At 58.4% G+C, this 24,220-nt stretch carries 16 protein-coding genes, 4 tRNA genes and 3 rRNA genes; 4 read left to right on the plus strand and 19 right to left on the minus strand.

Going from position 1 to position 24,220, the window contains the following annotated elements:
- Window positions 1-78: 78 nt before the first annotated feature.
- Both B5M06_RS00845 and B5M06_RS00850 read left to right on the plus strand, forming a co-directional pair.
- Entirely contained in the window at window positions 79-1,779 is a 1,701-nt protein-coding gene (locus tag B5M06_RS00845; protein ID WP_054065452.1) for a hypothetical protein, read from the plus strand.
- A 22-nt stretch (window positions 1,780-1,801) separates the two neighbouring features.
- Window positions 1,802-3,145 (plus strand): MATE family efflux transporter, encoded by a 1,344-nt coding sequence (locus B5M06_RS00850; RefSeq protein WP_054065453.1) that lies wholly within the window; start codon window positions 1,802-1,804, stop codon window positions 3,143-3,145.
- Window positions 3,146-3,199: 54 nt separating this feature from the next.
- Here the strand turns inward: B5M06_RS00850 and phoR are convergent, their stop codons facing one another.
- The 7 genes from phoR to pstS form a co-directional block, all read right to left on the minus strand.
- Window positions 3,200-4,540: a phosphate regulon sensor histidine kinase PhoR gene (phoR, locus tag B5M06_RS00855; protein WP_054065454.1), complete on the minus strand. Its 1,341-nt coding sequence runs from the start codon at window positions 4,538-4,540 to the stop codon at window positions 3,200-3,202.
- 14 nt (window positions 4,541-4,554) lie between these two features.
- Window positions 4,555-5,256, minus strand: coding sequence for a phosphate regulon transcriptional regulator PhoB (gene phoB, locus B5M06_RS00860; protein ID WP_054065455.1), 702 nt, complete (start codon window positions 5,254-5,256; stop codon window positions 4,555-4,557).
- Window positions 5,257-5,268: 12 nt separating this feature from the next.
- Entirely contained in the window at window positions 5,269-5,970 is a 702-nt protein-coding gene (gene phoU, locus B5M06_RS00865; protein WP_054065463.1) for a phosphate signaling complex protein PhoU, read from the minus strand.
- 17 nt (window positions 5,971-5,987) lie between these two features.
- Window positions 5,988-6,791, minus strand: a complete 804-nt coding sequence (pstB, locus tag B5M06_RS00870) for a phosphate ABC transporter ATP-binding protein PstB (protein WP_054065456.1) — start codon at window positions 6,789-6,791, stop codon at window positions 5,988-5,990.
- 20 nt (window positions 6,792-6,811) lie between these two features.
- Complete coding sequence (pstA, locus tag B5M06_RS00875) at window positions 6,812-7,696, minus strand: phosphate ABC transporter permease PstA (protein WP_054065457.1); 885 nt, start codon at window positions 7,694-7,696, stop codon at window positions 6,812-6,814.
- Window positions 7,693-8,628: a phosphate ABC transporter permease subunit PstC gene (gene pstC / locus B5M06_RS00880; RefSeq protein ID WP_054065464.1), complete on the minus strand. Its 936-nt coding sequence runs from the start codon at window positions 8,626-8,628 to the stop codon at window positions 7,693-7,695. The genes pstA and pstC overlap by 4 nt, the downstream gene beginning before the upstream one ends.
- 176 nt (window positions 8,629-8,804) lie before the next feature.
- Window positions 8,805-9,845 carry a phosphate ABC transporter substrate-binding protein PstS gene (pstS, locus tag B5M06_RS00885; RefSeq protein WP_054065458.1) on the minus strand — a complete coding sequence of 347 codons (1,041 nt, stop codon included), beginning with the start codon at window positions 9,843-9,845 and terminating at the stop codon, window positions 8,805-8,807.
- A 287-nt stretch (window positions 9,846-10,132) separates the two neighbouring features.
- On the opposite strand from pstS, the gene B5M06_RS00890 reads away from it, so the two are divergent.
- Window positions 10,133-11,608 (plus strand): Ppx/GppA phosphatase family protein, encoded by a 1,476-nt coding sequence (locus B5M06_RS00890; protein WP_054065459.1) that lies wholly within the window; start codon window positions 10,133-10,135, stop codon window positions 11,606-11,608.
- Window positions 11,609-11,753: 145 nt separating this feature from the next.
- On the opposite strand, the gene ppk1 is transcribed toward B5M06_RS00890, so the two are convergent.
- The gene (ppk1, locus tag B5M06_RS00895) at window positions 11,754-13,808 is read right to left on the minus strand and encodes a polyphosphate kinase 1 (RefSeq protein WP_420809978.1); all 2,055 of its coding nucleotides are present in this window, start codon (window positions 13,806-13,808) and stop codon (window positions 11,754-11,756) included.
- A 91-nt stretch (window positions 13,809-13,899) separates the two neighbouring features.
- Window positions 13,900-14,061, minus strand: a complete 162-nt coding sequence (locus B5M06_RS16930; protein ID WP_162777369.1) for a hypothetical protein — start codon at window positions 14,059-14,061, stop codon at window positions 13,900-13,902.
- Here B5M06_RS16930 and B5M06_RS00900 point away from each other — a divergent pair.
- On the plus strand, window positions 14,060-14,983 hold the full coding sequence (locus B5M06_RS00900) for a Ppx/GppA phosphatase family protein (protein WP_054065461.1): 924 nt from the start codon (window positions 14,060-14,062) through the stop codon (window positions 14,981-14,983). The genes B5M06_RS16930 and B5M06_RS00900 overlap by 2 nt on opposite strands.
- Here B5M06_RS00900 and B5M06_RS00905 read toward each other — a convergent pair.
- From B5M06_RS00905 to tilS, 10 genes are all read right to left on the minus strand, one after another.
- Window positions 14,976-15,713, minus strand: a complete 738-nt coding sequence (locus tag B5M06_RS00905) for a 16S rRNA pseudouridine(516) synthase (RefSeq protein WP_054065462.1) — start codon at window positions 15,711-15,713, stop codon at window positions 14,976-14,978. The genes B5M06_RS00900 and B5M06_RS00905 overlap by 8 nt on opposite strands.
- A 192-nt stretch (window positions 15,714-15,905) precedes the next feature.
- A 5S ribosomal RNA gene (rrf, locus tag B5M06_RS00910) occupies window positions 15,906-16,018 on the minus strand.
- A gap of 124 nt (window positions 16,019-16,142) precedes the next feature.
- Window positions 16,143-19,024: ribosomal RNA gene (locus tag B5M06_RS00915) — 23S ribosomal RNA — on the minus strand.
- A 392-nt stretch (window positions 19,025-19,416) separates the two neighbouring features.
- A tRNA-Ala gene (locus tag B5M06_RS00920) sits at window positions 19,417-19,492 on the minus strand.
- Window positions 19,493-19,517: 25 nt separating this feature from the next.
- Window positions 19,518-19,594, minus strand: a tRNA-Ile gene (locus tag B5M06_RS00925).
- Between the two features lie 83 nt (window positions 19,595-19,677).
- Window positions 19,678-21,208 (minus strand): 16S ribosomal RNA (locus B5M06_RS00930).
- The 16S, 23S and 5S rRNA genes sit together here with 4 tRNA genes alongside, the layout of an rRNA operon.
- A 253-nt stretch (window positions 21,209-21,461) precedes the next feature.
- Window positions 21,462-21,554, minus strand: a tRNA-Ser gene (locus tag B5M06_RS00935).
- A gap of 148 nt (window positions 21,555-21,702) precedes the next feature.
- Window positions 21,703-21,795 (minus strand) — tRNA-Ser (locus tag B5M06_RS00940).
- A gap of 64 nt (window positions 21,796-21,859) precedes the next feature.
- On the minus strand, window positions 21,860-23,125 hold the full coding sequence (locus B5M06_RS00945) for an aspartate kinase (protein ID WP_054066381.1): 1,266 nt from the start codon (window positions 23,123-23,125) through the stop codon (window positions 21,860-21,862).
- A 100-nt stretch (window positions 23,126-23,225) separates the two neighbouring features.
- Window positions 23,226-24,173 (minus strand): tRNA lysidine(34) synthetase TilS, encoded by a 948-nt coding sequence (gene tilS / locus B5M06_RS00950; protein WP_054066382.1) that lies wholly within the window; start codon window positions 24,171-24,173, stop codon window positions 23,226-23,228.
- Window positions 24,174-24,220: the final 47 nt, after the last annotated feature.

The raw sequence follows: 24,220 nt of genomic DNA on the forward strand, positions 1-24,220 counted from the left end.
CATGCTTGGCATCTCTATCAGCTTTTAGCCTTTGTGTCGGCGGTGCGGCCCGTGCAGCACTGCCGCTTGTTGTTATCCATGAATCCGCCATCACCCGCCATCGTCGCCCAGAACGCCGTCCGCAGCCTGCCCCGCTGGATCATGCTGCTGCTGTGCGCTACCTACATACTTGCTGGTTTCGTTGGCCGGGAGCCGTGGCGTGATGTGGATATTGCAGCGTTTGGCTACATGCAGGCCATGGCGCAAGGGGAATCCGCCTGGACCACGCCCTTGCTGGACGGGCTGACACCTGAAAACCCAGGCCTGCTGCAGTACTGGCTGGGTGCCTGGGCGCTCAAGCTGCTGCCAGCGGCCATGCCGCCCGATCTGGTCGTGCGCCTGCCTTTCATGCTGCTGCTGGTGCTGGCCTTGCTGTGCACATGGCGCGCCGTCTTCAGCCTGGCACGCACACCCGGCGCGCAGCCTGTGGCCTTTGCGTTTGGCGGCGAAGCCTCCCCCACAGACTATGCCCGTGCACTGGCCGATGGTGGCCTGCTGGCTCTGCTCGCCTGCCTGGGGCTGGCGCAGTTTTCGCACGAAACCAGCCACACACTGACGCAGCTCAGCGCTGCCTGCGTGGTGTTTTTTGCAGCGGCTTCCATGTGGTGGCAGCCCAGACTGTCAGCCATCGCCGCCATGACGGGAACGCTGGCGCTGGCACTGGCTGGTGCACCTGCCATGGCCATGCTGCTGGGTGCTGGTGCCATGGCCATGGCACTGCTGGTGCGCACGCCCAAGCTGGCACAGCGCTACAGCTGGGCTGCGTGGTGGGCACTGTCCATGGCTGTGGCAGCGGCTGCGGCCTGGGCACTAGGGCTGTGGGAGTACCGCCTGATCAACCCCTGGCAGCAGGGCAAGGACTGGCAGAGCATGGCACGTCTGCTGATCTGGTTCAGCTGGCCCACCTGGCCCCTGGCACTGTGGGCACTATGGTGCTGGCGCAGGCAGCTGCAGCACCCCACGCGCAACCCGCATATCGCCTGGCCGCTGTGGATGTGGCTGATTGCACTGCTGTGCACACTGTTCACCGCAGAAGGCGACCGTGCGCTGATTCTGTCGCTGCCCGCTGCAGCCACACTGGCAGCATTTGCGTTGCCCACCTTCAAGCGCAGCCTGGGCGCACTGATTGACTGGCTGACGCTGTTTTTCTTCACCGTTTCGGCCATCACTATCTGGGTGGTGTGGATTTCGGTACAGACCGGCTTTCCCGCCAAGCCTGCCGCCAACGTGCAGCGCCTGGCCATTGGCTTTGAGCCTTCGTTTGCCCTGTTCCCCTTCCTGGTGGCCGTAGCGGCAACCGCTGCCTGGCTGCTGCTGGTGGCATGGCGCACCCGCCGCCACCGCGCTGCCATCTGGAAGAGCCTGGCCGTGCCCGCAGGCGGCACGGTGCTGGGCTGGGTGCTGCTCATGACACTGTGGCTGCCCATGCTGGACTATGGCCGCAGCTATGGCCCGCACATTCAGGCACTGCGCCAGCACATTCCAGCGGATGTGCGCTGCATGCAGACCCTGGGCTTTGACCCGGCACTGACTACAGCCATGCGCCACTACACGGACTGGGAGCTGCAACGTGCAGACCAGGGCGAGGTAACCGCCCAGCGCTGTGAATGGCTGATTGCCACACCAATGGCCTGGTCGGCACTGCCTGCCGAGCAGACGCAGGACTGGCTGCTGCAAGCCCGTGTCATGCGCCCCACCGACCGCCACGACTATCTGATGGTGCTGCGCCGCAAGCCCTGAACGGGCAAGGATTTTTTCCATCATGCATGAACTTGCGACCATTGCGCGGCATGCTGGCACGGTGCTGGCGGGGCAACTGGCCATCATGGCCTTTGGCGTGACCGACACCATCGTCGCAGGCCGCTATTCCGCGGATGCACTGGCTGCACTGTCTGTGGCCTCTGCCTTGTTTGTGAGTGTTTACGTATCGCTCATGGGCGTACTGCAGGCGCTGCTGCCCATCTGGGCCGAACAGCACGGACGCGGCGAGACGGCCGCCATTGGCGCATCGTTTCGCCAGTCCCTGTACCTGGCGCTGGGCTTTACGCTGCTGGGCATGGTGATTCTGGTGTTCCCAGACCCCATCCTGAACTGGACCGAAGTGCCAGAGAGCATGCAGGGCGATGTGCGCACTTACCTCATCATCGTGGGCTGGGCCTTGCCTTCGGCCATGTTCTTTCGCCTCTACACCACACTCAATCAGGCGCTGGGCCGCCCACAGCTGGTGACCTGGCTGCAGGTCGGTGCACTGGTGCTGAAAGTGCCGCTGTCTATCTGGTTTACCTTTGGCGGCTGGGGCCTGGAGCCACAGGGCGCAGCAGGCTGTGCCTGGGCTACGCTGCTGGTGGACTATGCGATTGCCATCGTCGCCATCGTGCTGATGCGCTACCAGAAGCTCTATGCGCCGCTGCAGCTGTGGCAGCGCATGGAAGCGCCAGACTTCAGGCGTCTGGCCGCATTCTTGCGACTGGGCGTGCCGGCTGGTTTGTCGATTCTGGTGGAAGTGACGTCCTTCACTCTGGTCGCCCTGTTTGTGGCGCGGCAAGGCGCACTGTCTGCAGCCAGCCACCAGATTGCCGCCAATCTGGCTGCCGTGTGCTACATGGTGCCGCTGTCCCTGGGCATTGCCATCAGCGCCCGGGTGAGCTGGTGGCGTGGCACCGGCAATGAGGCACAGGCGCAGAAGCTGGCATGGATGGGGCTGAAGATTGCGGCCGCCAGCGGCCTGGTACTCTCCGGCACGCTGCTGCTGGCACGCGAAGCCCTGCCCCAGATCTATACGGCAGACCCTGGCGTGGTGGCACTGACTTCGGCCCTGCTGCTGTGGGTGGCGCTCTACCACGCGTCTGACAGCATCCAGTGCGTATGCATCTTTTTGCTGCGCTGCTGGCGTGTGACCGTGGCCCCGCTGATTGTCTATTGCAGCCTGCTGTGGGGCGGTGGTCTGGCTGGCGGCTACTGGCTTGCTTACAAAAATGAAGCAACTAGCGCACTCTGGTCAACGAATCCAACACCTTTCTGGATTGGAAGTGGCGTATCACTTGCGCTGGTAGCTATTATTTTTATTTATCTCATGCGCCGCGTGCTGCTGGCACACCGACATTGAGCCACAAAAAAACGGCTGCATCATGCAGCCGTTTTCGTTCATGCGTTCATGCACTTAAGCAGCCTGAGCCCTGCGCAGGCGCTGCGCCGGAAACACAGCGCTGAAGGTTGCCCCCTGCCCCAGCTGGCTGTGCACTTCCAGCTTGGCTCCATGGCGCTGCAGCGCATGCTTGACGATGGCCAGCCCCAGGCCCGTGCCGCCCGTATCGCGTGAACGGCTGCGGTCCACACGGTAAAAGCGCTCCGTGAGCCGGTGGATGTGCGCTGCATCAATGCCCGGGCCAGAGTCCTTGACCGAAAAGCGTGCGCTGCCATCGGGCAATACGTCCCATTGCACCTGCACATGGCCACCTGCTGGTGTGTAGCGCAAGGCATTGCTGATGAGGTTGGAAAAGGCACTGAGGATTTCTGCCTGCATACCTGCAATCTGCAGCTCCATGCCCGCATCCCCATCCTGCGGAAAGGCCAGCACGTGAGGGTTCTGGCTGCTTTTGGTCAGCACCTTGGACAGTGCCTGCGCCTCCACCTCGCACTGGCGCATGAGGTGGGCCACAGGCACCCAGTCTTCATAGCCCGGCAAGGGGCTGCCTTCCAGGCGTGAGAGCATGAGCAAGTCCTGCACCAGGTTCTGCATGCGCCCGGCCTGCTGCGCCATCAGGTGCAGGTAGTGCTTGCGCTCTTCTTCGCTCAGCACCAGTGTCTGCAGGGTTTCGATGAAGCCCACCAGCACCGTCAGCGGCGTGCGAATTTCGTGCGAGACGTTGGCCACAAAGTCGCGCCGCATGGCATCCGCCTGCTCCAGCTGGGTGATGTCTCGCGCCAGCATCAGATAGCGGCCATCGCCATAGGGGTAGATATGCACCGACAGGCGCACGGGGCGCGAAGCCGAGCTTTCACGCCCCTGCATGACGATGGGGTTGGCAAAGTCCTGCCCAGACCAGTAGCTGCTGAACGCAGGGTCTCGCACCAGATTGCCTATAGCCTGTCCCAGATCGCGCTGGGCTTCAAAGCCGAAGTGGCGTTCTGCCATCTGGTTACACCATTCAATGTGGCCACGTGCATCCAGCAGCACCAGGCCATTGGGGCTGGCCTGCAGGGCATCCAGAATGTCTGAGACACGCTGCTCGGCAGATGCCACGGCCTGCTCTCGCTGACGCACAGCACGGCGCACATAGGTGCTGACCATGGACCAGCTGCCACGCAGGCCACTGGCAGCAGACAGCTCTCCGGCCATCAGCCAGCGGCGCAGGCGCTGCACCTGCCACTGGTCCCACAGCAGGCTCAGCCATGCAGCCAGCAAGACACCGCCTGCAGCACCCCATGGGCCAAACACCCAGAACCCCAGCCCCGCCAGTGCAGCCTGCACCAGCAGCAAGATCAGCCACCGCAACAGCATGATGGGCTCCGTCTTTATGCCTGGTGCGTGCCAGCGCTCAGGCGGTAGCCTGCACCACGCACGGTTTCCACCATCTTGCCGGCTTCACCCAGTGCTTCACGCAGGCGCTTGATGTGTACATCCACCGTGCGCTCCTCGATAAACACCTGATCGCCCCAGACCTTGTCCAGCAGCTGTCCACGGCTGTGCACACGCTCGGGGTGGCGCATGAGGTGGCTGAGCAGCTTGAACTCCGTCGGCCCCAGCTTGAGCAGCGCCTCACGGTAGCTCACGCGATGGGTGTTGGCATCCAGCACCAGATCTCCCACCTGAATGCGCTGCACGTGCTGCTCTGGCTGGCGGCGGCGCAGCACAGCGCGAATGCGCGCCAGCAGCTCCTGGGTAGAAAACGGCTTGGTGACATAGTCGTCCGCACCCGCGTCCAGCCCGGCAATCTTGTCCGGCTCATCACCACGCGCGGTCAGCATGATGATGGGCACCTGCTTGCTGCGTGCATCAGCACGCCACTTACGCGCCAGGTTCAGGCCACTGGAGCCGCCAGGCAGCATCCAGTCCAGCAAGATCACGTCGGGCAGCGAGGCATCGAGCTCACGCTGCGCACTGACCCCATCCTCCGCCCAGACCGGCGTAAAGCCGTTGTGACGCAGATTCACCGCAATCAGTTCTGCGATGGCGGGCTCGTCTTCCACAATCAGTACCTGTGGCAATTTATTCATCTTGGCTGGCCCTCAACGCACGGCGGATTCAATGGCTTCCATGGACTGGTGGCGAATGTCCTTGCCCTCCACCAGATAGATGATGAGCTCGGCCACATTCTTGGAATGGTCACCGATGCGCTCAATGGCCTTGGCCAGGAACAGCAGGTCCAGACTGGCCGAGATCTTGCGGGGATCTTCCATCATGTAGGTGATGAGCTTGCGCACAAAGCCATCAAACTCTTCGTCGATCAGATCGTCTTCCTTCAGAATGGCCAGCGCCGCCTTGGTGTCCAGACGCGCCAGCGCATCCAGCGCTTTGCGCAGCATGGCAGAGGCCATTTCTGCAGCCACGCGCAGCTCACTGGAAGGCAGCGCACGCGCCGCACCGCTTTCGATGATGGACTGCACCATGCGTGCGATCTTATGCGCTTCATCGCCCATGCGCTCCAGATTCGCCGTGACCTTGGAAAAAGCCATCAGCATGCGCAGGTCCCGCGCCGTCGGCTGGCGGCGGCCAATGATGGAGGCGATCTCATAGTCGATCTCCACCTCCATGGCGTTCACACGCTCTTCCATGCCGGAGACCTGCTCCACAGCTTCCAGGTTGAACTGCGTCAAGGAATAAACGGCTTGGCTGATCTGGCGCTCCACCAGACCGCCCAGTTCCATCACCCGCGAGGAGATGCGGTTGAGTTCGCTGTCAAATTGGGTAGATAAGTGTTTGTCGGACATGACAGTCTCCTTGTGGCTCAACCAAAGCGGCCCGTAATGTAGTCCTCAGTTTCACGACGCTGAGGCTTGAAGAACATCTGCTCGGTCTCACCGAACTCCATCAGATCCCCCAGGTACATATAGGCCGTGTAGTCGCTGCAGCGCGCGGCCTGCTGCATGTTGTGCGTGACGATGACTACGGTGTAGTCGTTCTTCAGCTCGGCAATCAGCTCCTCGATTTTCGCCGTGGAAATCGGGTCCAGCGCGGAGCAGGGCTCGTCGAGCAGCAAAACTTCGGGCTTGATGGCAATGCCACGTGCAATGCACAGGCGCTGCTGCTGACCACCCGAGAGACTGGCGCCGCTCTGGTGCAGCTTGTCCTTGACCTCCCCCCACAGCGCGGCCTTGCGCAGTGCCCACTCCACACGCTCGTCCATGTCCGCGGCGTCGAGACTCTCGAACAGCTTCACGCCAAAGGCAATGTTGTCGTAGATGGACATGGGAAACGGCGTGGGCTTCTGGAACACCATGCCCACCTTGGCGCGGATCAGCGCCACGTCCTGCCTGCTGGTCAGCAGATCTTCACCATCGAGCAGAATCTGCCCCGTCGCGCGCTGCTCGGGGTAGAGCTCATACATGCGGTTGAAGGTGCGCAGCAGCGTGGACTTGCCACAGCCAGAGGGGCCGATAAAGGCCGTAACCTTGTGCTCCGGAATATCGAGGTTGATGTTCTTCAGCGCGTGGAACTTGCCGTAGTAGAAGTTCAGGTTGCGCACTGACAGCTTGGCAGTTCCAGTAATAGGCGCCACGGCTGCGGATGTCGTAGTGGTTGCGATAGACATCTTGAAATCCTTGCAATCTTTTATTTCTGGCGCGTCAGCACACGTGCCAGGATGTTCAGGCCCAACACGGCCAGGGTAATCAGGAAGACACCAGCCCATGCCAGATGCTGCCAGTTCTCATAGGGGCTCATGGCGAACTTGAAGATGGTCACTGGCAAGCTGGCCATAGGCTTGGAAAGGTCGGCATTCCAGAACTGGTTGTTCAGGGCTGTAAACAGCAGCGGTGCGGTCTCACCCGCAATGCGCGCCACAGCCAGCAGCACGCCGGTAATCACCCCGGCACGCGCTGCGCGCAAGGTGATGAGCATGATGACCTTCCACTTCGGGGTTCCCAGGGCATAGGCCGCTTCGCGCAGCGCCGAGGGCACCAGCGTGAGCATGTTTTCTGTGGTGCGAATGACGACCGGAATCACGATCAAGGCCAGCGCCACAATGCCTGCGTAGGCAGAAAAGCTCTTGAAGCGCGCCACCACCATGGCATAGACAAACAAGCCGATGATGATGGAAGGGGCCGACAGCAAGATGTCATTCACAAAGCGCGTGGTGCTGGCCAGCCAGCTGCGCCTGTCATATTCCGCCAGATAAACACCCGCCATGATGCCAATGGGTGTGCCCACAAACGTAGCCAGCGCCACCATGACCAGCGAACCAAAGATCGCATTGGCCAGGCCGCCGGCTTCGTTGGGTGGAGGTGTCATCTCGCTGAACAGCGTCAGGCTCAGCCCCCCAATGCCCAGACGTATCGTCTCCCACAGAATCCAGATCAGCCAGAACACGCCAAAAGCCATGGCCATCATGGCCAGCGTCAGCGCAATCTGGTTCACCCGCTTGCGGCGGGCAAAGTGCGCCTGGCGCTGTGCCTGCAGCGCATGGGTCTGCAGCAAAGATTCACTGGACGTACTCATACTCGCGCTCCTTCATGCTTTTGCAGGCGGCTCAGCAATACCTTGGACAGTGCCAGCACCACAAAGGTAATAAAGAACAGTGCCAGGCCCAAGTAGATCAGCGATGCCTGGTGCAGCCCCTCACCCGCTTCCGCAAATTCGTTGGCCAGCGCCGAGGTAATGCTGTTAGCCGCATCAAACAGCGACAGCGAATTGAGCTGGTTCATATTGCCGATCACAAAGGTCACGGCCATGGTCTCGCCCAGCGCGCGCCCCAGTCCCAGCATGATGCCGCCTAGCACACCAGCCTTGGTGTATGGCAGCACCACCTTCCACACCACTTCCCAGGTCGTCGCACCCAGGCCATAGGCAGACTCCTTGAGCAGCGCGGGCGTGACCTCGAACACATCACGCATCACCGATGCGATGAAGGGAATGATCATGATGGCCAGGATGATGCCGGCCGACAAAATGCCAATGCCCACAGGCGGGCCAGACACCAGCGCGCCCAGATAAGGCACGCCATCAAACAGCTCCTGCAGCGGAACCTGCACATAGGTGGCCAGCACCGGGCCAAACACCATCAGACCCCACATGCCGTAGACGATGGAGGGCACCGCCGCCAGCAGCTCAATGGCCGTGCCCAGCGGGCGACGCAGCCAGCCCGGCGCCAATTCGGTCAGGAACAGTGCAATACCAAAGCTCACCGGCACAGCAATGACCAGCGCAATCAGCGAAGTCATCAAAGTGCCATAAATCATGACCAGGCCACCGTATTGGTTTTGTACGGGGTCCCATTCGGTGCGCAGGAAAAAGCCCAGCCCGTATTCACGGATGGCCGGCCAGGCACCGCTGAACAAGGAGCCCATGATGGCCAGCAACAGGCCTAGCGTCACCAGCGCTGCAATCTTGGCGGTCCAGGCAAACAGGCGGTCCGCAAAGCTGGCAGAAATCCATGCGCTGCGACTTGGAGGTCGAGTGCCAGCAGTGGCACCTTTGGTCTTGGCAGAAGCTGCGGCCCCTGCAGAAGAAGTGGTTGAGGACACGGAAAGTCACCTCGGAACAAATAACGACGTCTGCCAGACACAGAGCGACTGTGTCCGGCAGGTCAAAACGTCAAAAAAGTGGCTTATTTCCAAGACACAGGCTGACCGGATGCATCCTTGATCTCACCCCAGGCCTTGAAAACTTGCTCCTTGACCGTGTCTGGCATAGGCACATAGTCCAGGCCGCTCGCAGTTACATCGCCATTTTTGTAGGCCCAGTCAAAGAACTTCAGCGCTGTCGCTGCCTGCGCAGGCTTTTCCTGCTGCTTGTGCATCAGGATAAAGGTGGCGCTGGTGATGGGCCAGGCGTCAGCACCGGGCTGATTGGTCAGAATCTGGTAGAAGCTCTTGCTCCAGTCTGCACCGGCAGCGGCTGCCTTGAAAGTCGACTCGCTAGGCGCCACAAACTTACCTTCGCTGTTTTGCAGCAGGGCATAGGTCAGCTTGTTCTGCTTGACATAGGCATATTCCACGTAGCCGATGGAGTTCGCCAGGCGACCCACAAACGCAGCCACGCCTTCATTGCCCTTGCCGCCTGCGCCGGTAGGCCAGTTGACCGCCTTGCCTTCCCCGACTTTTTCCTTCCACTCGCCATTGACCTTGCTCAGGTAGTTGGTAAAGCCAAAGGTCGTGCCAGAGCCATCCGCGCGGCGCACGGGAGAAATCTTGGCATCAGGCAGGTTCACACCGGGGTTGAGCGCCGTGATGGCGGGGTCGTTCCACTTGGTGATCTTGCCGAGGTAGATGTCACCCAGCACCTGACCGTTGAGCTTGAGCTCACCTGGCTGGATACCCTTGATGTTCACCACAGGCACGATGCCGCCGATCACTGTGGGGAACTGCACCAGGCCCTTGGCCTGCAGATCTGCGTCTTTCAGGGGCTCATCCGAAGCACCGAAGTCCACGGTCTTGGCTTCAATCTGCTTGATGCCTGCGCTGGAGCCCACCGACTGGTAGTTAATCTTCACACCAGTGGCCTTGTTGTAGTCGGCTGCCCACTTGGAATACAGAGGTGCGGGGAAACTGGCACCAGCACCAGTGGCTTCCTGCGCCGCTGCCACATTGAACAGACCACCCGACACCAAGGCACCGGTGACCAAAACACGCATCATGGACATTTTCATCCTCACACCTCTTTTGCTTGCAGACCTTGTGCAGATCCAGGTTGAATAAAGCTCGATGGAGTGAATGTAAAAACGCTGTGTGACATGTCTGTGACATGCAAAATTTCCGCAATTTTTGTCAAAAAACAACGTCAGACTGCTTTCATACCAACGTCACATTCCTCACTTACCCTGCCTGCCCTGCTTCTCTACCGGGCAAAGCGTGCCTGACATGCGCACAGCCAGCGGAGGCTGCTAAGCTGCGCACTTTGCATTGCGCCGCGATCCGCGATCCATTTCTTCCTCACATGAACCATGCGATCACCCTCGCTGCCGTCGACCTGGGCTCCAACAGCTTCCGCCTCGAAATTGGCAGCTATGAACACCACCAAATTCACCGCGTGGAATACCTCAAGGAAACCGTACGTCAGGGCAATGGGCTGGATGCTCAGCGCAACCTGACGCAGGAATCCATGGAACGTGGCTGGGCCTGCCTGGCACGCTTTGGCGAACGCCTGCGCGGCTTTGACCCCCAGCATGTACGCGCTGTTGCCACCCAGACCCTGCGCGAAGCACGCAACCGCGATGTCTTTATTGACAAAGGTAGCGAGCTGCTGGGCTTTCCCATCGAAGTCATCACCGGTGAAGAAGAAGCTGCACTGATCTACCGCGGCGTCGTCAGCCAACTGCCTGCGACCGACGAGCGCCGCCTGGTCATCGACATCGGTGGGCGCTCCACCGAATTTGTGCTGGGCCAGGGCAGCGTGGCGCAATCCGTTGCCTCCTACCGCATTGGCAGCGTGGCCTGGACTTCACGCTATTTCCCGCAGGGGCAGCTCAGCGCGCAGGCTTTTCAGACTGCAGAGATCGCAGCGCGTGCCGTGCTCGATGAAGTGCTGGACAGCTTCCAGCTCGGCAGCTGGGATGTGGCCTATGCCTCCGCAGGCACGGCCAATGCCGTGGGTGACACGCTGGCAGCGCACGGCCATGGCGAAGGCATCATCACCCGCGCCGGCCTGGACTGGCTGCAGCAGCAGCTGCTGCGCTTTGGTCATGTAGACCGCATCAAGCTCGATGGCCTCAAGGAAGACCGCCGCCCCGTAGTGGCTGGTGGCCTGAGCGTGCTGCGTGCCGTGTTTGACTTGCTGGGTCTGGACCAAATGCAGGTCGCCCAGGGCGCGCTGCGCATGGGCGTCCTCTACGGCATGGTCGATGAAAGCTATGCCGGCGATGTGCACACCGCCAGCGTGCTGGGTCTGATGGAGCGCTTTGGCGTGAACCACGTACACGCCCGCCATGTGGCAGAAACCGCCCAGCAGCTGTGGCTGCAACTGCACCCACAGGAAGAGGCCGCCCCTGCCGCACTGGCCTGGGCCGGTCTGCTGCATGAGGTGGGCTGCCGTATCTCCCGCAGCGACTACCACCGCCACAGTGCCTATGTGCTGGAACACTGCAATGCGGCTGGCTTTTCCGCCACCGAACTCAAGCACCTGGCGCAACTGGTGCTGGGCCACCGCGGCAAGCTCAAGAAGATGGAAGCCTTTATGCACAACACCGAGCATGCCCTGCAGCTGCTGTGCCTGCGCCTGGCTGCCGTGCTGTGCAATACGCGCCGCGCCCCGGACATGCAGGGCGTGCAACTGCTGCGCCAGGGCAAACTGCTGCTGCTGCAGACCCCTGATGGCTGGAGCCAGCGCTTTCCGCTCAGCGCCCAGCTGCTGCAGGACGAAGCCGAAGCCGTCGCCAAGAGCGACTGGATGCTGCAGGTTCAGCACACGGTATAGGCCTCATAGCCCCATAAAAATAAGAGCGGCTAGCGCTTGTATATCAAAGCTTTCAGATACTTTTATATCTGAAACCTTGATAAATACAGCGCTAGCCGCTTAGTTTTTCATAGTACCTGCCACATGCATGGCAGGCATGCCGCACTCATACGCCGTAATACTGCATCAGTGCCCCCTGGGCACCATGGCCTGTCTGCGGACGCGGTGCACACTGGTAGCTGCCATCGGGCTGCTGCGTCCAGGCATCGCGGTCATCGTGCAGATAAGCCACCAGGCACTCATCAATCACGCGCTGGCGCAGCACAGGCTCTTCCACCGGCCAGGCCAGCTCGACACGGCGCGTCATATTGCGGCGCATCCAGTCCGCGCTGGAGAGGTAGACATGCTCCTGCGCACCTCCCCAGGCAAAATAGAATACCCGCGAGTGCTCCAGAAAGCGCCCAATGATGGAGCGCACCCGGATGTTGTCACTGACACCCGGCAGCTGCGGCGGCAGCATGCAGGCGCCGCGCACAATCAGGTCAATCTGCACGCCCGCCTGCCCAGCTTCGGCCAGTGCCTGCATCAGCACCTCATCCGTCATGGCATTGGACTTGATGACCACACGTGCATATTCGCCCCTGCGTGCCGCCTGGGCACAGCTGCGCAGATACGCGAGCATGGTGGACTGCAAGGCAAACGGCGCCATCACCAGTTTCTCCAGCCGTGGCTTCACATTGGGGCTGGCCAGGTGACGGAAAACGGCGTCCATATCTGCCGTCAGCACCTCATTGCAGGTCAGATAGCTCAGGTCGGTATACAGCCGTGCGGTCTTGGGGTTGTAATTGCCGGTGGACAGATGCCCGTAACGGCGCAAACCGCGGCCTTCACGGCGGGTGATCAACAGCATCTTGGCATGGGTCTTGAGACCCACCACGCCATAGACCACCTGCGCGCCTACGGCCTCCAGCGCATCGGCCCAGTTGATGTTGGCCTCTTCATCAAAGCGCGCCTTAAGCTCCACCACAGCCATGACTTCCTTGCCCAGGCGCACAGCTTCGGCCAGCAAGGCCATCAGCTCAGACTTGGCGCCCGTGCGGTAAATCGTCTGCTTGATGGCCACCACGCGCGGGTCGTGCACGGCTTCGCGCAGCAGCTGCAGCACAGCGTCAAACTGCTCAAAAGGCTGGTGAATCAGCACATCTTTTTTGCGCATCTGCTCCATGACGCTGCGCCCATGCTGCAGCTGCCGGGGCCAGCTGGCCTGCCAGGCAGGAAACAGCATGCCCGGGTCGTTGACCAGATCAATCAGCTCGGCCAGTCGTACCAGATTCACCGGCCCATTCACACAGAACATGGCTTCACGCGGCAGCTCAAACTCCTGCAACAGTGTCTCCAGCAAAAAGTCGGAGCAGCCACTGCTCACCTCCAGCCGCACGGCCTGACCAAACTGGCGGTGCACCAGTTCCTCGCGCAGGGCCGTGCGCAGGTCGTCCACCTCATCCTCTTCGACTGACAGCTCGGTATTGCGCGTCACGCGAAACTGCGCCGTTTCCACCACCTCGCGGCCATCAAACAGCTCCGAGACATGGGCGCGCACCATGCTCGACAAACTCACAAACAGCCGGCGCTTGCCCGAAATGCTGGCGGGCAGCTGCACCAGACGCGGCAGTGCACGCGGGAGCTTGACGATGGCCACCGCATTCGTGCGCCCAAAAGCATCACCGCCCTTGAGGCGCACCACCATATTCAGCGACTTGTTTGCTACCTGCGGGAATGGATGGGCCGGGTCGAGCGCCACTGGCACCAGCAGCGGTTTGACCTCACGCACAAAGTACTTGTAGACCCAGGCACGCTGCGCAGCCGTGCGCTCCTTGTGCGAGACGATGCGAATGCCCCGCGCACGCAAGGCAGGCACCAGCTCTTGGTTGAACAAGGCATATTGCCGGGCCACCATCTGCTGGGCCTTGGCCAGCAAAGCCTTGCCGGTGCAGGCACCTGCGGCGTTGTCCCTGCGCTGGCGCAAAGCCGCAATATGCGGCAGCGAGCGCACCTCAAAAAACTCATCCAGGTTGGACGAAACAATGCTCAGATAGCGCAGGCGCTCCAGCAGGGGCACATCCTCACGCGCCACCCAGTGCAGCACACGCTCATTAAAACCAAGAATACAGGCATCGCGCTCCAGCAGGGGCAGTCCCGCGGAAAGGGCATCTTCTGGCATCTGCAGTGCAGGCTCTACAGAGGTGCCTGGCGGCATGCCAACCATGGAGGGAGGACCTCCCAAATGCTGTATAGGTAATAAATGACTAGGTTCAGTGTGAGCAGACATGTAAAAAAAGCGGGCCGCCTTCGAAGCGCTGGCCGCCAGTATCTTTCAAATCAATGACAAAACAGTGACAGGACAATCTTGACTTTGCCATATCTGCAGGCCCTGACAGTGGTAATCTGCGCACCGTTTTTTCTGCTTCCATCATGAGCCCTCATTCCCCACTGGCGAGCATCGACATCGGCTCCAACAGCATCCTGCTGCTGGTCGGCCGTATGCACCAAGGCAAACTCCAGATTCAGCGCCAGCGCAAAGAAACCATCCGCCTGGGCGGCGCACTTGATGCACAGGGGCAGCTTGAAGCCGCGGCCATGGAACGCGGCCTGCAATGCCTGCGCCGCTATGCCGAGCTGATCCGTGACATTCCCAACTCACACCGCCGCGCCGTAGCCACCCAGACGCTGCGCGAAGCCAGCAACCGCGATACCTTTTTGCAGGCCGCCAGTGAAATTTTGCAGTGCCGGGTGGAACTCATCTCCGGGGAACAGGAAGCACGCTGGATCTACCGGGGCGTCACCGCCCTGTTGCCAGAGCAGGCTGAACAGCGGCTGGTCATCGATATCGGCGGGCGCTCCACCGAAATCTGCGTGGGCGAAGGCCATACCCTGCACAGCGCCGCATCCTATGCGGTGGGCAGCGTCGCCTGGGCGCAGCGTTTTTTCCCGAATGGCAGCCTGGCTGCCAGCGATTTTGCACAGGCCATACAGGCAGCCCAGCAGGTGCTGCAACCTGCGCTGGAGCAGCTGCGCACGCATGCCTGGCAGCAGGTCTATGGCTCATCAGGCACAGCAGGTGCCATCAGCAAAGCCCTGCATCACATGGGTGAGCCTCCTGGCCTGATCACCCGCCCCGCCTTGCTGCAGCTGCAGCAGCAACTGGTACAGGCCGGCCATATCGACCGTCTGCCTCTGGCGGGTCTGCGCGATGACATCAAACCCGTCATCGGCGGCGGTGTGAGCCTCATGTGCGCCGTGTTTCAGCTCTTTGGCATTGAGCAGCTGCGCGTCACCCAAGGCTCTCTGCGCCATGGTCTGCTGCTGAGCACGGCGCAGGAACTATCGCTTATTTGAGCAGTGCCAGCTCTTCGGCGCTCAGCCAACGCCACTCGCCGGGCTTCATATCCGCAGGCAGCTGCAGACCGCCAATCTTCCAGCGGTGCAGCCCTTCCACACGGTTACTCACCGCCGCAATCATGCGCTTGACCTGGTGGTACTTGCCTTCGGTCAGCGTCAGATCCAGCACGCATTCCGACACCATCTCACAGGCCGCAGCCTTCACAGGCTTGGGATCGTCATCAAGCACCACACCGGCCAGCAGCTTGTCCACCATGGCTTGCGTCACAGGGTGCTTGGTCGTCACACGGTACACCTTGGCCACATGCTTTTTGGGCGAACTCATGCGGTGGATGAACTGACCGTCATCGCTGAGCAGCAGCAAGCCCGTGGTGTCCTGGTCCAGGCGGCCCACAGCCTGCAGTCCCTGTACCGCTCCCTTGTTCGGACGCTGGCGCAGCGGCGCTGGCAGCAGCGTATAGATGCTGGGGTAGGCCGAGGGCTTTTGCGAGCACTCCGTGCCCGCAGGCTTGTACAGCAGCGCATAGCCTTTCTCATGGTATTCCCAGTCCACGCCCTGCACGCGAAAGCGCAGGCCTTCAGGCTCGTATTCCGCCGTAGAGTCGGTCACACGCACCGGCTGGTCTGCCCCATCTTCATAGACCTCTACCCAGCCCTGCTGTACCAGGCCAGAACACACGCGGCGAATACCAAAACCTTGCGAATAAAGAATGTCTTGCAACTGCATCGCTATCCCCTTGGCCGCAGGCTGCGGCTGTAAAAAGCAGAGCGGCTATCGCCCGCCAGTAAAAGCTTTTAGATATCTTTGATAGTGAAACACAAGCACATCAAGCGCTGGCAGCTATCAATTTATTTTTATTCTGACAAAAACAAAACCCCCTGCCTCTTTCGGAGGTCAGGGGGTGTTGCGCTTGTAAGAGCCTGGCGATGACCTACTTTCACACGGGAATCCGCACTATCATCGGCGCAAAGTCGTTTCACGGTCCTGTTCGGGATGGGAAGGAGTGGGGCCAACTTGCTATGGTCACCAGGCATAAACTGTGGATGAGCTGCGCTAGCAGCTCATCAAATTCATAGAGTCTTTGTTCTCAGCTTTTATTCGATTGCGCACATTGGCATAAGTCTTTTGAACTGCACCAGGCAGTATCAAAGTTATAGGGTCAAGCCGCACGGGCAATTAGTACTGGTTAGCTTAACGCATTACTGCGCTTCCACACCCAGCCTATCAACGTCGTGGTCTACAACGACCCTTCAGGGGGCTCGAAGGCCCCGGCAGATCTCATCTTGAAACGAGTTTCCCGCTTAGATGCTTTCAGCGGTTATCTCTTCCACACGTAGCTACCCTGCGATGCCACTGGCGTGACAACAGGTACACCAGAGGTGTGTCCACTCCGGTCCTCTCGTACTAGGAGCAGGCTTCCTCAAATCTGCAGCGCCCACGGAAGATAGGGACAAAACTGTCTCACGACGTTTTAAACCCAGCTCACGTACCTCTTTAAATGGCGAACAGCCATACCCTTGGGACCGACTACAGCCCCAGGATGAGATGAGCCGACATCGAGGTGCCAAACACCGCCGTCGATATGAACTCTTGGGCGGTATCAGCCTGTTATCCCCAGAGTACCTTTTATCCGTTGAGCGATGGCCCTTCCATACAGAACCACCGGATCACTATGTCCTGCTTTCGCATCTGCTCGACTTGTCAGTCTCGCAGTTAAGCACGCTTATGCCATTGCACTATTAGCACGATGTCCGACCGTACCTAGCGTACCTTCGAACTCCTCCGTTACGCTTTGGGAGGAGACCGCCCCAGTCAAACTGCCTACCATGCACTGTCCCCGATCCCGATTAGGGACCTAGGTTAGAACCTCAAACGCACCAGGGTGGTATTTCAACGTCGGCTCCACCAGAACTAGCGTCCTGGCTTCAAAGCCTCCCACCTATCCTACACAGATCCGTTCAAAGTCCAATACAAAGCTACAGTAAAGGTTCATGGGGTCTTTCCGTCTTTCCGCGGGGAGATTGCATCATCACAAACATTTCAACTTCGCTGAGTCTCTGGAGGAGACAGTGTGGCCATCATTACGCCATTCGTGCAGGTCGGAACTTACCCGACAAGGAATTTCGCTACCTTAGGACCGTTATAGTTACGGCCGCCGTTTACTGGGACTTCAATCAAGAGCTTGCACCCCATCATTTAATCTTCCAGCACCGGGCAGGCGTCACACCCTATACGTCCACTTTCGTGTTTGCAGAGTGCTGTGTTTTTATTAAACAGTTGCAGCCACCGATTTTTTGCAACCCTTTTCTGCTCCGTTTGTTCAACTTCACATACCGAGGGCATACCTTCTCCCGAAGTTACGGTATCAATTTGCCGAGTTCCTTCTCCAGAGTTCTCTCAAGCGCCTTAGAATACTCATCTCGCGCACCAGTGTCGGTTTGCGGTACGGTCAATCAATAGCTGAAGCTTAGTGGCTTTTCCTGGAAGCAGGGTATCACTCACTTCGTGTGCAAGCACACTCGTTATCACGCCTCATCTAAGCCCGGCGGATTTGCCTACCAGGCACGACTACACGCTTGAACCACCTATTCCAACAGGTGGCTGAGCTAACCTTCTCCGTCCCCACATCGCACTATTGATCGGTACAGGAATATTGACCTGTTTCCCATCAGCTACGCATCTCTGCCTCGCCTTAGGGGCCGACTCACCCTACGCCGATGAACGTTGCGTAGGAAACCTTGCGCTTACGGCGAAGGGGCTTTTCACCCCTTTTAACGCTACTCATGTCAGCATTCGCACTTCTGATACCTCCAGCATCCGTTACCAGACACCTTCACAGGCTTACAGAACGCTCTCCTACCACGTGCAATAAATTGCACATCCGCAGCTTCGGTAACTGGCTTAGCCCCGTTACATCTTCCGCGCAGGACGACTCGATCAGTGAGCTATTACGCTTTCTTTAAATGATGGCTGCTTCTAAGCCAACATCCTGACTGTTTTAGCCTTCCCACTTCGTTTCCCACTTAGCCAATTTTAGGGACCTTAGCTGGCGGTCTGGGTTGTTTCCCTCTTGAGTCCGGACGTTAGCACCCGGTGCTCTGTCTCCCAAGCTGTACTCTGCGGTATTCGGAGTTTGCCTTGGTTTGGTAAGTCGCCATGACCCCCTAGCCAAAACAGTGCTCTACCCCCGCAGGTAATACTTGAGGCACTACCTAAATAGTTTTCGGAGAGAACCAGCTATTTCCAAGTTTGTTTAGCCTTTCACCCCTAACCACAGCTCATCCGCTGATTTTGCAACATCAGTCGGTTCGGACCTCCAGTACCTGTTACGGCACCTTCATCCTGGCCATGGTTAGATCACTTGGTTTCGGGTCTACACCCAGCGACTAAAAACGCCCTATTCGGACTCGATTTCTCTACGCCTTCCCTACTCGGTTAAGCTTGCCACTGAATGTAAGTCGCTGACCCATTATACAAAAGGTACGCCGTCACCCCTTACGAGGCTCCGACTTTTTGTAAGCATACGGTTTCAGGATCTATTTCACTCCCCTCCCGGGGTTCTTTTCGCCTTTCCCTCACGGTACTGGTTCACTATCGGTCGATTACGAGTATTTAGCCTTGGAGGATGGTCCCCCCATATTCAGACAGGATTACACGTGTCCCGCCCTACTTTTCTCTAGCTCAGTACCACCGACAAGTTTTCACATACAGGGCTATCACCTACTATGGCCGGCCTTTCCATGCCGTTTTGTTAACTCGTCGACTATCACTAGAAGGCTCTTCCGAATTCGCTCGCCACTACTATCGGAATCTCGGTTGATTTCTTTTCCTCTGGGTACTTAGATGTTTCAGTTCTCCAGGTTCGCTTCAACAGCCTATGTATTGAGCTGTTGATACCCTTGCGGGTGGGTTTCCCCATTCAGACATCTCCGGATCAAAGCTTATTTGCCAGCTCCCCGAAGCTTTTCGCAGGCTATCACGTCTTTCATCGCCTGTAATCGCCAAGGCATCCACCATATGCTCTTAGTCACTTGACCCTATAACTTTGATCTCTGTTGCCAGAGTTCGCCATTTGGAGTTCAAAGACTGGTGAGGTCTTGCACCTCACGCGTTATGCCGTAATGTGAATGATTCTTCGGTTGCGTTTTGCAACGCAGCCTAGAGAATGATTCGTCATTACATCGAATTCAAGTTCGTTGAATTCGTGTGACGCAATCAAATAGTTGCTGACGGCACGGTCACCTTCAAAGGTGTTTCCGTCAGCAACGCTGATTTTCGACTCTATGAATTTTTAAAGAACAGCCTATGGAGCAAAGCTCAATACAAAAGCAGTCTTGCAAAGACTGCTTTTGTATTGAAGTGAGCCAACTATTGTAGCACCGCATGGCGCTATCTTTTTTAAATTCTCAGTCTTTACACCAAGAATTTGTGGTGGAGGATGACGGGATCGAACCGACGACCCCCTGCTTGCAAAGCAGGTGCTCTCCCAGCTGAGCTAATCCCCCATTGTGGGTTGTCGCATTGGAAGTTTGGTGGGTCTAGTTGGGCTCGAACCAACGACCCCCGCCTTATCAAGACGGTGCTCTAACCAGCTGAGCTACAGACCCAAGCCATCAAAACTCTCGTCTCGACGGTGTCATCCAACAACCGATAAGTGTGGGCGTTCAAACTTGAATTGCTTGTTTTCCAGAAAGGAGGTGATCCAGCCGCACCTTCCGATACGGCTACCTTGTTACGACTTCACCCCAGTCACGAACCCCGCCGTGGTAAGCGCCCTCCTTGCGGTTAGGCTACCTACTTCTGGCGAGACCCGCTCCCATGGTGTGACGGGCGGTGTGTACAAGACCCGGGAACGTATTCACCGTGACATGCTGATCCACGATTACTAGCGATTCCGACTTCACGCAGTCGAGTTGCAGACTGCGATCCGGACTACGACTGGCTTTATGGGATTAGCTCCCCCTCGCGGGTTGGCAACCCTTTGTACCAGCCATTGTATGACGTGTGTAGCCCCACCTATAAGGGCCATGAGGACTTGACGTCATCCCCACCTTCCTCCGGTTTGTCACCGGCAGTCCCATTAGAGTGCCCTTTCGTAGCAACTAATGGCAAGGGTTGCGCTCGTTGCGGGACTTAACCCAACATCTCACGACACGAGCTGACGACAGCCATGCAGCACCTGTGTGCAGGTTCTCTTTCGAGCACTCCTCTATCTCTAAAGGATTCCTGCCATGTCAAAGGTGGGTAAGGTTTTTCGCGTTGCATCGAATTAAACCACATCATCCACCGCTTGTGCGGGTCCCCGTCAATTCCTTTGAGTTTCAACCTTGCGGCCGTACTCCCCAGGCGGTCAACTTCACGCGTTAGCTTCGTTACTGAGTCAATGAAGACCCAACAACCAGTTGACATCGTTTAGGGCGTGGACTACCAGGGTATCTAATCCTGTTTGCTCCCCACGCTTTCGTGCATGAGCGTCAGTACAGGCCCAGGGGATTGCCTTCGCCATCGGTGTTCCTCCGCATATCTACGCATTTCACTGCTACACGCGGAATTCCATCCCCCTCTGCCGTACTCTAGCCTTGCAGTCACAAAGGCAGTTCCCAGGTTGAGCCCGGGGATTTCACCTCTGTCTTACAAAACCGCCTGCGCACGCTTTACGCCCAGTAATTCCGATTAACGCTTGCACCCTACGTATTACCGCGGCTGCTGGCACGTAGTTAGCCGGTGCTTATTCTTACGGTACCGTCATGACTCCAGGGTATTAACCCGAAGCTTTTCGTTCCGTACAAAAGCAGTTTACAACCCGAAGGCCTTCATCCTGCACGCGGCATTGCTGGATCAGGCTTTCGCCCATTGTCCAAAATTCCCCACTGCTGCCTCCCGTAGGAGTCTGGGCCGTGTCTCAGTCCCAGTGTGGCTGATCGTCCTCTCAGACCAGCTACAGATCGTTGGCTTGGTAAGCTTTTATCCCACCAACTACCTAATCTGCCATCGGCCGCTCTAGTAGCACAAGGTCTTGCGATCCCCTGCTTTCATCCGTAGATCTCATGCGGTATTAGCCACTCTTTCGAGTAGTTATCCCCCACTACTAGGCACGTTCCGATGTATTACTCACCCGTTCGCCACTCGCCACCAGACCGAAGTCCGTGCTGCCGTTCGACTTGCATGTGTAAGGCATGCCGCCAGCGTTCAATCTGAGCCAGGATCAAACTCTACAGTTCGATCTTGAATTTAAGGTCTTGCGACCCACTCATAAAAACGGAATTGAAGTGAACTTCACTTCTATTCTCATGAGCGTTTGATTTGGCAATTCGCCTTCAAACGCCCACGCTTATCGGCTGTATCTTGTTAAAGATGCCTTGAAGATCAATTTCTTCAAGTTTCGCTCGCTGCGATCAGCGAAGCCTTGTATTGTAGCACAACTTTTCATCAACTCGCTCAAAGTTTTTTTTGAGCAAACCAGATCAGAAGATCTGGCGGAAACGGAGGGATTCGAACCCTCGATGAGGCTCTACACCCCATACTCCCTTAGCAGGGGAGCACCTTCGGCCACTCGGTCACGTTTCCGTTGAAGCCACTATTGTAAGCATGTTTTTGAGTGTTTTTTCAAAAACTGCCGCCAAATCGTCGAAATCCTCAGAGAACTCGACAAGCGCCTCTCACAAAAAAAGCAAAAGCCCGCTTTCGCGGACTTTTGCTTGCCTTGCGGCATGTCTGGCGGAAACGGAGGGATTCGAACCCTCGATGAGGCTCTACACCCCATACTCCCTTAGCAGGGGAGCACCTTCGGCCACTCGGTCACGTTTCCTAGGCGGTCGCCATTGTAACCAGCTTTTTGCTGCGCTCCGGACAACCGCTGTGCTTTTTAGCAATTATTCGCTCTTATCCAGACCGAATGCGGTGTGCAGAGCACGCACAGCCAGCTCCAGATACTTCTCGTCGATCACGACCGACGTCTTAATTTCCGAAGTAGAGATCATCTGGATGTTCACGTTTTCCTGGCTCAGCGCACGGAACATGGTGGATGCCACGCCCACATGGCTGCGCATACCGATGCCAACGATGCTGACCTTGGCGATATTGGGGTTACCCACCACTTCAGCCGCACCCAGAGCAGGCGCCACCTTCTCGCGCAGCAGGTCCAGCGCACGCTGGTAGTCGCCCTGATTCACGGTGAAGGAGAAGTCGGTCTTACCGTCCTTGGAGATGTTCTGAATGATCACGTCCACTTCGATGTTGGCATCGGCCACAGGGCCCAGGATGCCAGCAGCGATGCCGGGAGTGTCGGGCACGCCGAGCACAGAGATCTTGGCTTCACCACGGTTGAATGCGATGCCAGAAACGACGGCCTTTTCCATTTTTTCGTCTTCCTCAAAAGTAATCAGCGTGCCAGACTTGGCTTCCTCTTCCAAGTCGATGTCCCAGGGCGTGAAGCTGGAGAGCACACGCATGGGCACTTTGTATTTACCTGCGAATTCCACAGAGCGGATCTGCAGCACCTTGGAGCCCAGGCTGGCCATTTCCAGCATTTCTTCGAAGCTCACGGTACCCAGGCGCTTGGCAGCAGGCACCACGCGGGGGTCGGTGGTGTAGACACCATCCACATCGGTGTAGATCAGGCATTCGTCCGCCTTCAGCGCAGCAGCCACAGCTACAGCGGAAGTGTCAGAACCACCGCGACCCAGCGTGGTGATATTGCCTTCAGGGTCGATACCCTGGAAGCCAGTGATGATGACCACGCGACCCGCATCCAGATCCTTGCGCACACGGGCGTCATCAATGGATTCAATACGCGCCTTGGTGTAGCTGCTGTCGGTGCGCACAGGCACTTGCCAGCCCGCGTAGCTCACGGACTCCATACCCTCAGCCTGCAAAGCAATTGCCAGCAGTGCCGAAGAAGCTTGCTCGCCAGTAGCGGCCAGCATGTCCAGTTCGCGGTAGTACGAAGTTTTTGCAGCGCTAGGCGCCAGCTCACTGGCCAAGCCCAACAGGCGATTGGTTTCACCACTCATGGCGCTTGGGACCACCACCATCTGGTGACCAGCCCGAGCCCACTTGGCCACACGCTTGGCAACGTTGCGAATGCGCTCTGTCGAGCCCATCGAAGTGCCGCCGTATTTATGAACGATCAGTGCCATTGGATATTAGGTGACGAAACTGCTTGGCACGGCGCTGTTGGTACAAGGCGTGTTTTGGCGCGCCGCCGGTTTTCGTGCTCAAAAAAATTGGGACCAAAACTCAGGGATTGTACCAACCGAGTACTGTGCCTTTTCTTACGGCAAACCCGTAGCCGAGCTTGCAATGTATCTGGTGCCCACGGGTGCGGCAGGCTGCAATCAGGCGCTGCAATTCCTGCAGCTGCGCGGCCGATGGTGTGACGCCGTACTCCTGCAACAGCCAGTGCCGCAGCACATTGGCCTGGCGCTCTGTGCTGAGGCTTTGCAGCAGCTTAATCTGCGGCGGATTGCCCACCACCTGTAAATCCATCTGCGCCAACTCCTGCAGCAACTGCCTGGCCTGGGCGGCATGGGCACTGCTACGCGCAAAAGTGTCGCGAAACTGCGGAAACACCTGCTCCAGCACTGGCAGCAACTGCAGACGAATGCGGTTGCGGGTGTAGCAGTCCTGGGCGTTGGTTGGGTCTTCCACCCAGTCTATACCCCGCGCTTTCAGCCACACGCGGATATCGGCAGCACGCACAGCCAGCAAAGGGCGATGCCAGTCCAGATCATCGTTGCGCCAGCACGCAGGCATGGCGGCAAGCCCTGCGACACCGGCACCACGGGACAGGGCCAGCAGCAGGGTTTCCACCTGATCGTCCGCATGCTGGGCCAGTGCCACGCTGGCGGCAGGCGTGTGGAAAGCGGTTTTGGCATGCGCGGCCAGTGCGGCATAGCGGTGCTGGCGTGCAGCATCTTCCGGACTTTGCCCCTTGGCATGACGCGCATCTACATGCACCACCGCCAGCGGCACCTGCAACTGCGCACAGACAGCGCGGCAATGGGCTTCAAAAGTATCCGCCGCAGCTTGCAGGCCGTGGTGCACATGGATGGCATAGACCTGCCCGGGCCAGCGCTGCGCACATGCATGCAGCAGTGCCGTGGAGTCTGCACCGCCGCTGTAGGCCACAGCCACAGGCAAGGCGGGCGCAAAAGCCTGCATGGCCTGATCGACAGAAAGCGTCACCCTGACCTCTTTTTAAAAATTCATAGCTTGTAGCGCTTGATTTATAA

The organism is Comamonas kerstersii, assembly GCF_002056725.1.
Lineage (GTDB): Bacteria > Pseudomonadota > Gammaproteobacteria > Burkholderiales > Burkholderiaceae_C > Comamonas > Comamonas kerstersii.

What these genes read in the sequence shown, in the direction of transcription:
- phoR (WP_054065454.1), bottom strand. Translation starts at nt 4,540, where the DNA reads ATGCTGTTGCGGTGGCTGATCTTGCTGCTGGTGCAGGCTGCACTGGCG.
- B5M06_RS00890 (WP_054065459.1), top strand. Translation starts at nt 10,133, where the DNA reads ATGAACCATGCGATCACCCTCGCTGCCGTCGACCTGGGCTCCAACAGC.
- B5M06_RS00900 (WP_054065461.1), top strand. Translation starts at nt 14,060, where the DNA reads ATGAGCCCTCATTCCCCACTGGCGAGCATCGACATCGGCTCCAACAGC.
- ppk1 (WP_420809978.1), bottom strand. Translation starts at nt 13,808, where the DNA reads ATGCCAGAAGATGCCCTTTCCGCGGGACTGCCCCTGCTGGAGCGCGAT.
- pstA (WP_054065457.1), bottom strand. Translation starts at nt 7,696, where the DNA reads ATGAGTACGTCCAGTGAATCTTTGCTGCAGACCCATGCGCTGCAGGCA.
- pstS (WP_054065458.1), bottom strand. Translation starts at nt 9,845, where the DNA reads ATGAAAATGTCCATGATGCGTGTTTTGGTCACCGGTGCCTTGGTGTCG.
- B5M06_RS16930 (WP_162777369.1), bottom strand. Translation starts at nt 14,061, where the DNA reads ATGATGGAAGCAGAAAAAACGGTGCGCAGATTACCACTGTCAGGGCCT.
- B5M06_RS00845 (WP_054065452.1), top strand. Translation starts at nt 79, where the DNA reads ATGAATCCGCCATCACCCGCCATCGTCGCCCAGAACGCCGTCCGCAGC.
- B5M06_RS00850 (WP_054065453.1), top strand. Translation starts at nt 1,802, where the DNA reads ATGCATGAACTTGCGACCATTGCGCGGCATGCTGGCACGGTGCTGGCG.
- B5M06_RS00905 (WP_054065462.1), bottom strand. Translation starts at nt 15,713, where the DNA reads ATGCAGTTGCAAGACATTCTTTATTCGCAAGGTTTTGGTATTCGCCGC.
- phoU (WP_054065463.1), bottom strand. Translation starts at nt 5,970, where the DNA reads ATGTCCGACAAACACTTATCTACCCAATTTGACAGCGAACTCAACCGC.
- B5M06_RS00945 (WP_054066381.1), bottom strand. Translation starts at nt 23,125, where the DNA reads ATGGCACTGATCGTTCATAAATACGGCGGCACTTCGATGGGCTCGACA.
- phoB (WP_054065455.1), bottom strand. Translation starts at nt 5,256, where the DNA reads ATGAATAAATTGCCACAGGTACTGATTGTGGAAGACGAGCCCGCCATC.
- pstB (WP_054065456.1), bottom strand. Translation starts at nt 6,791, where the DNA reads ATGTCTATCGCAACCACTACGACATCCGCAGCCGTGGCGCCTATTACT.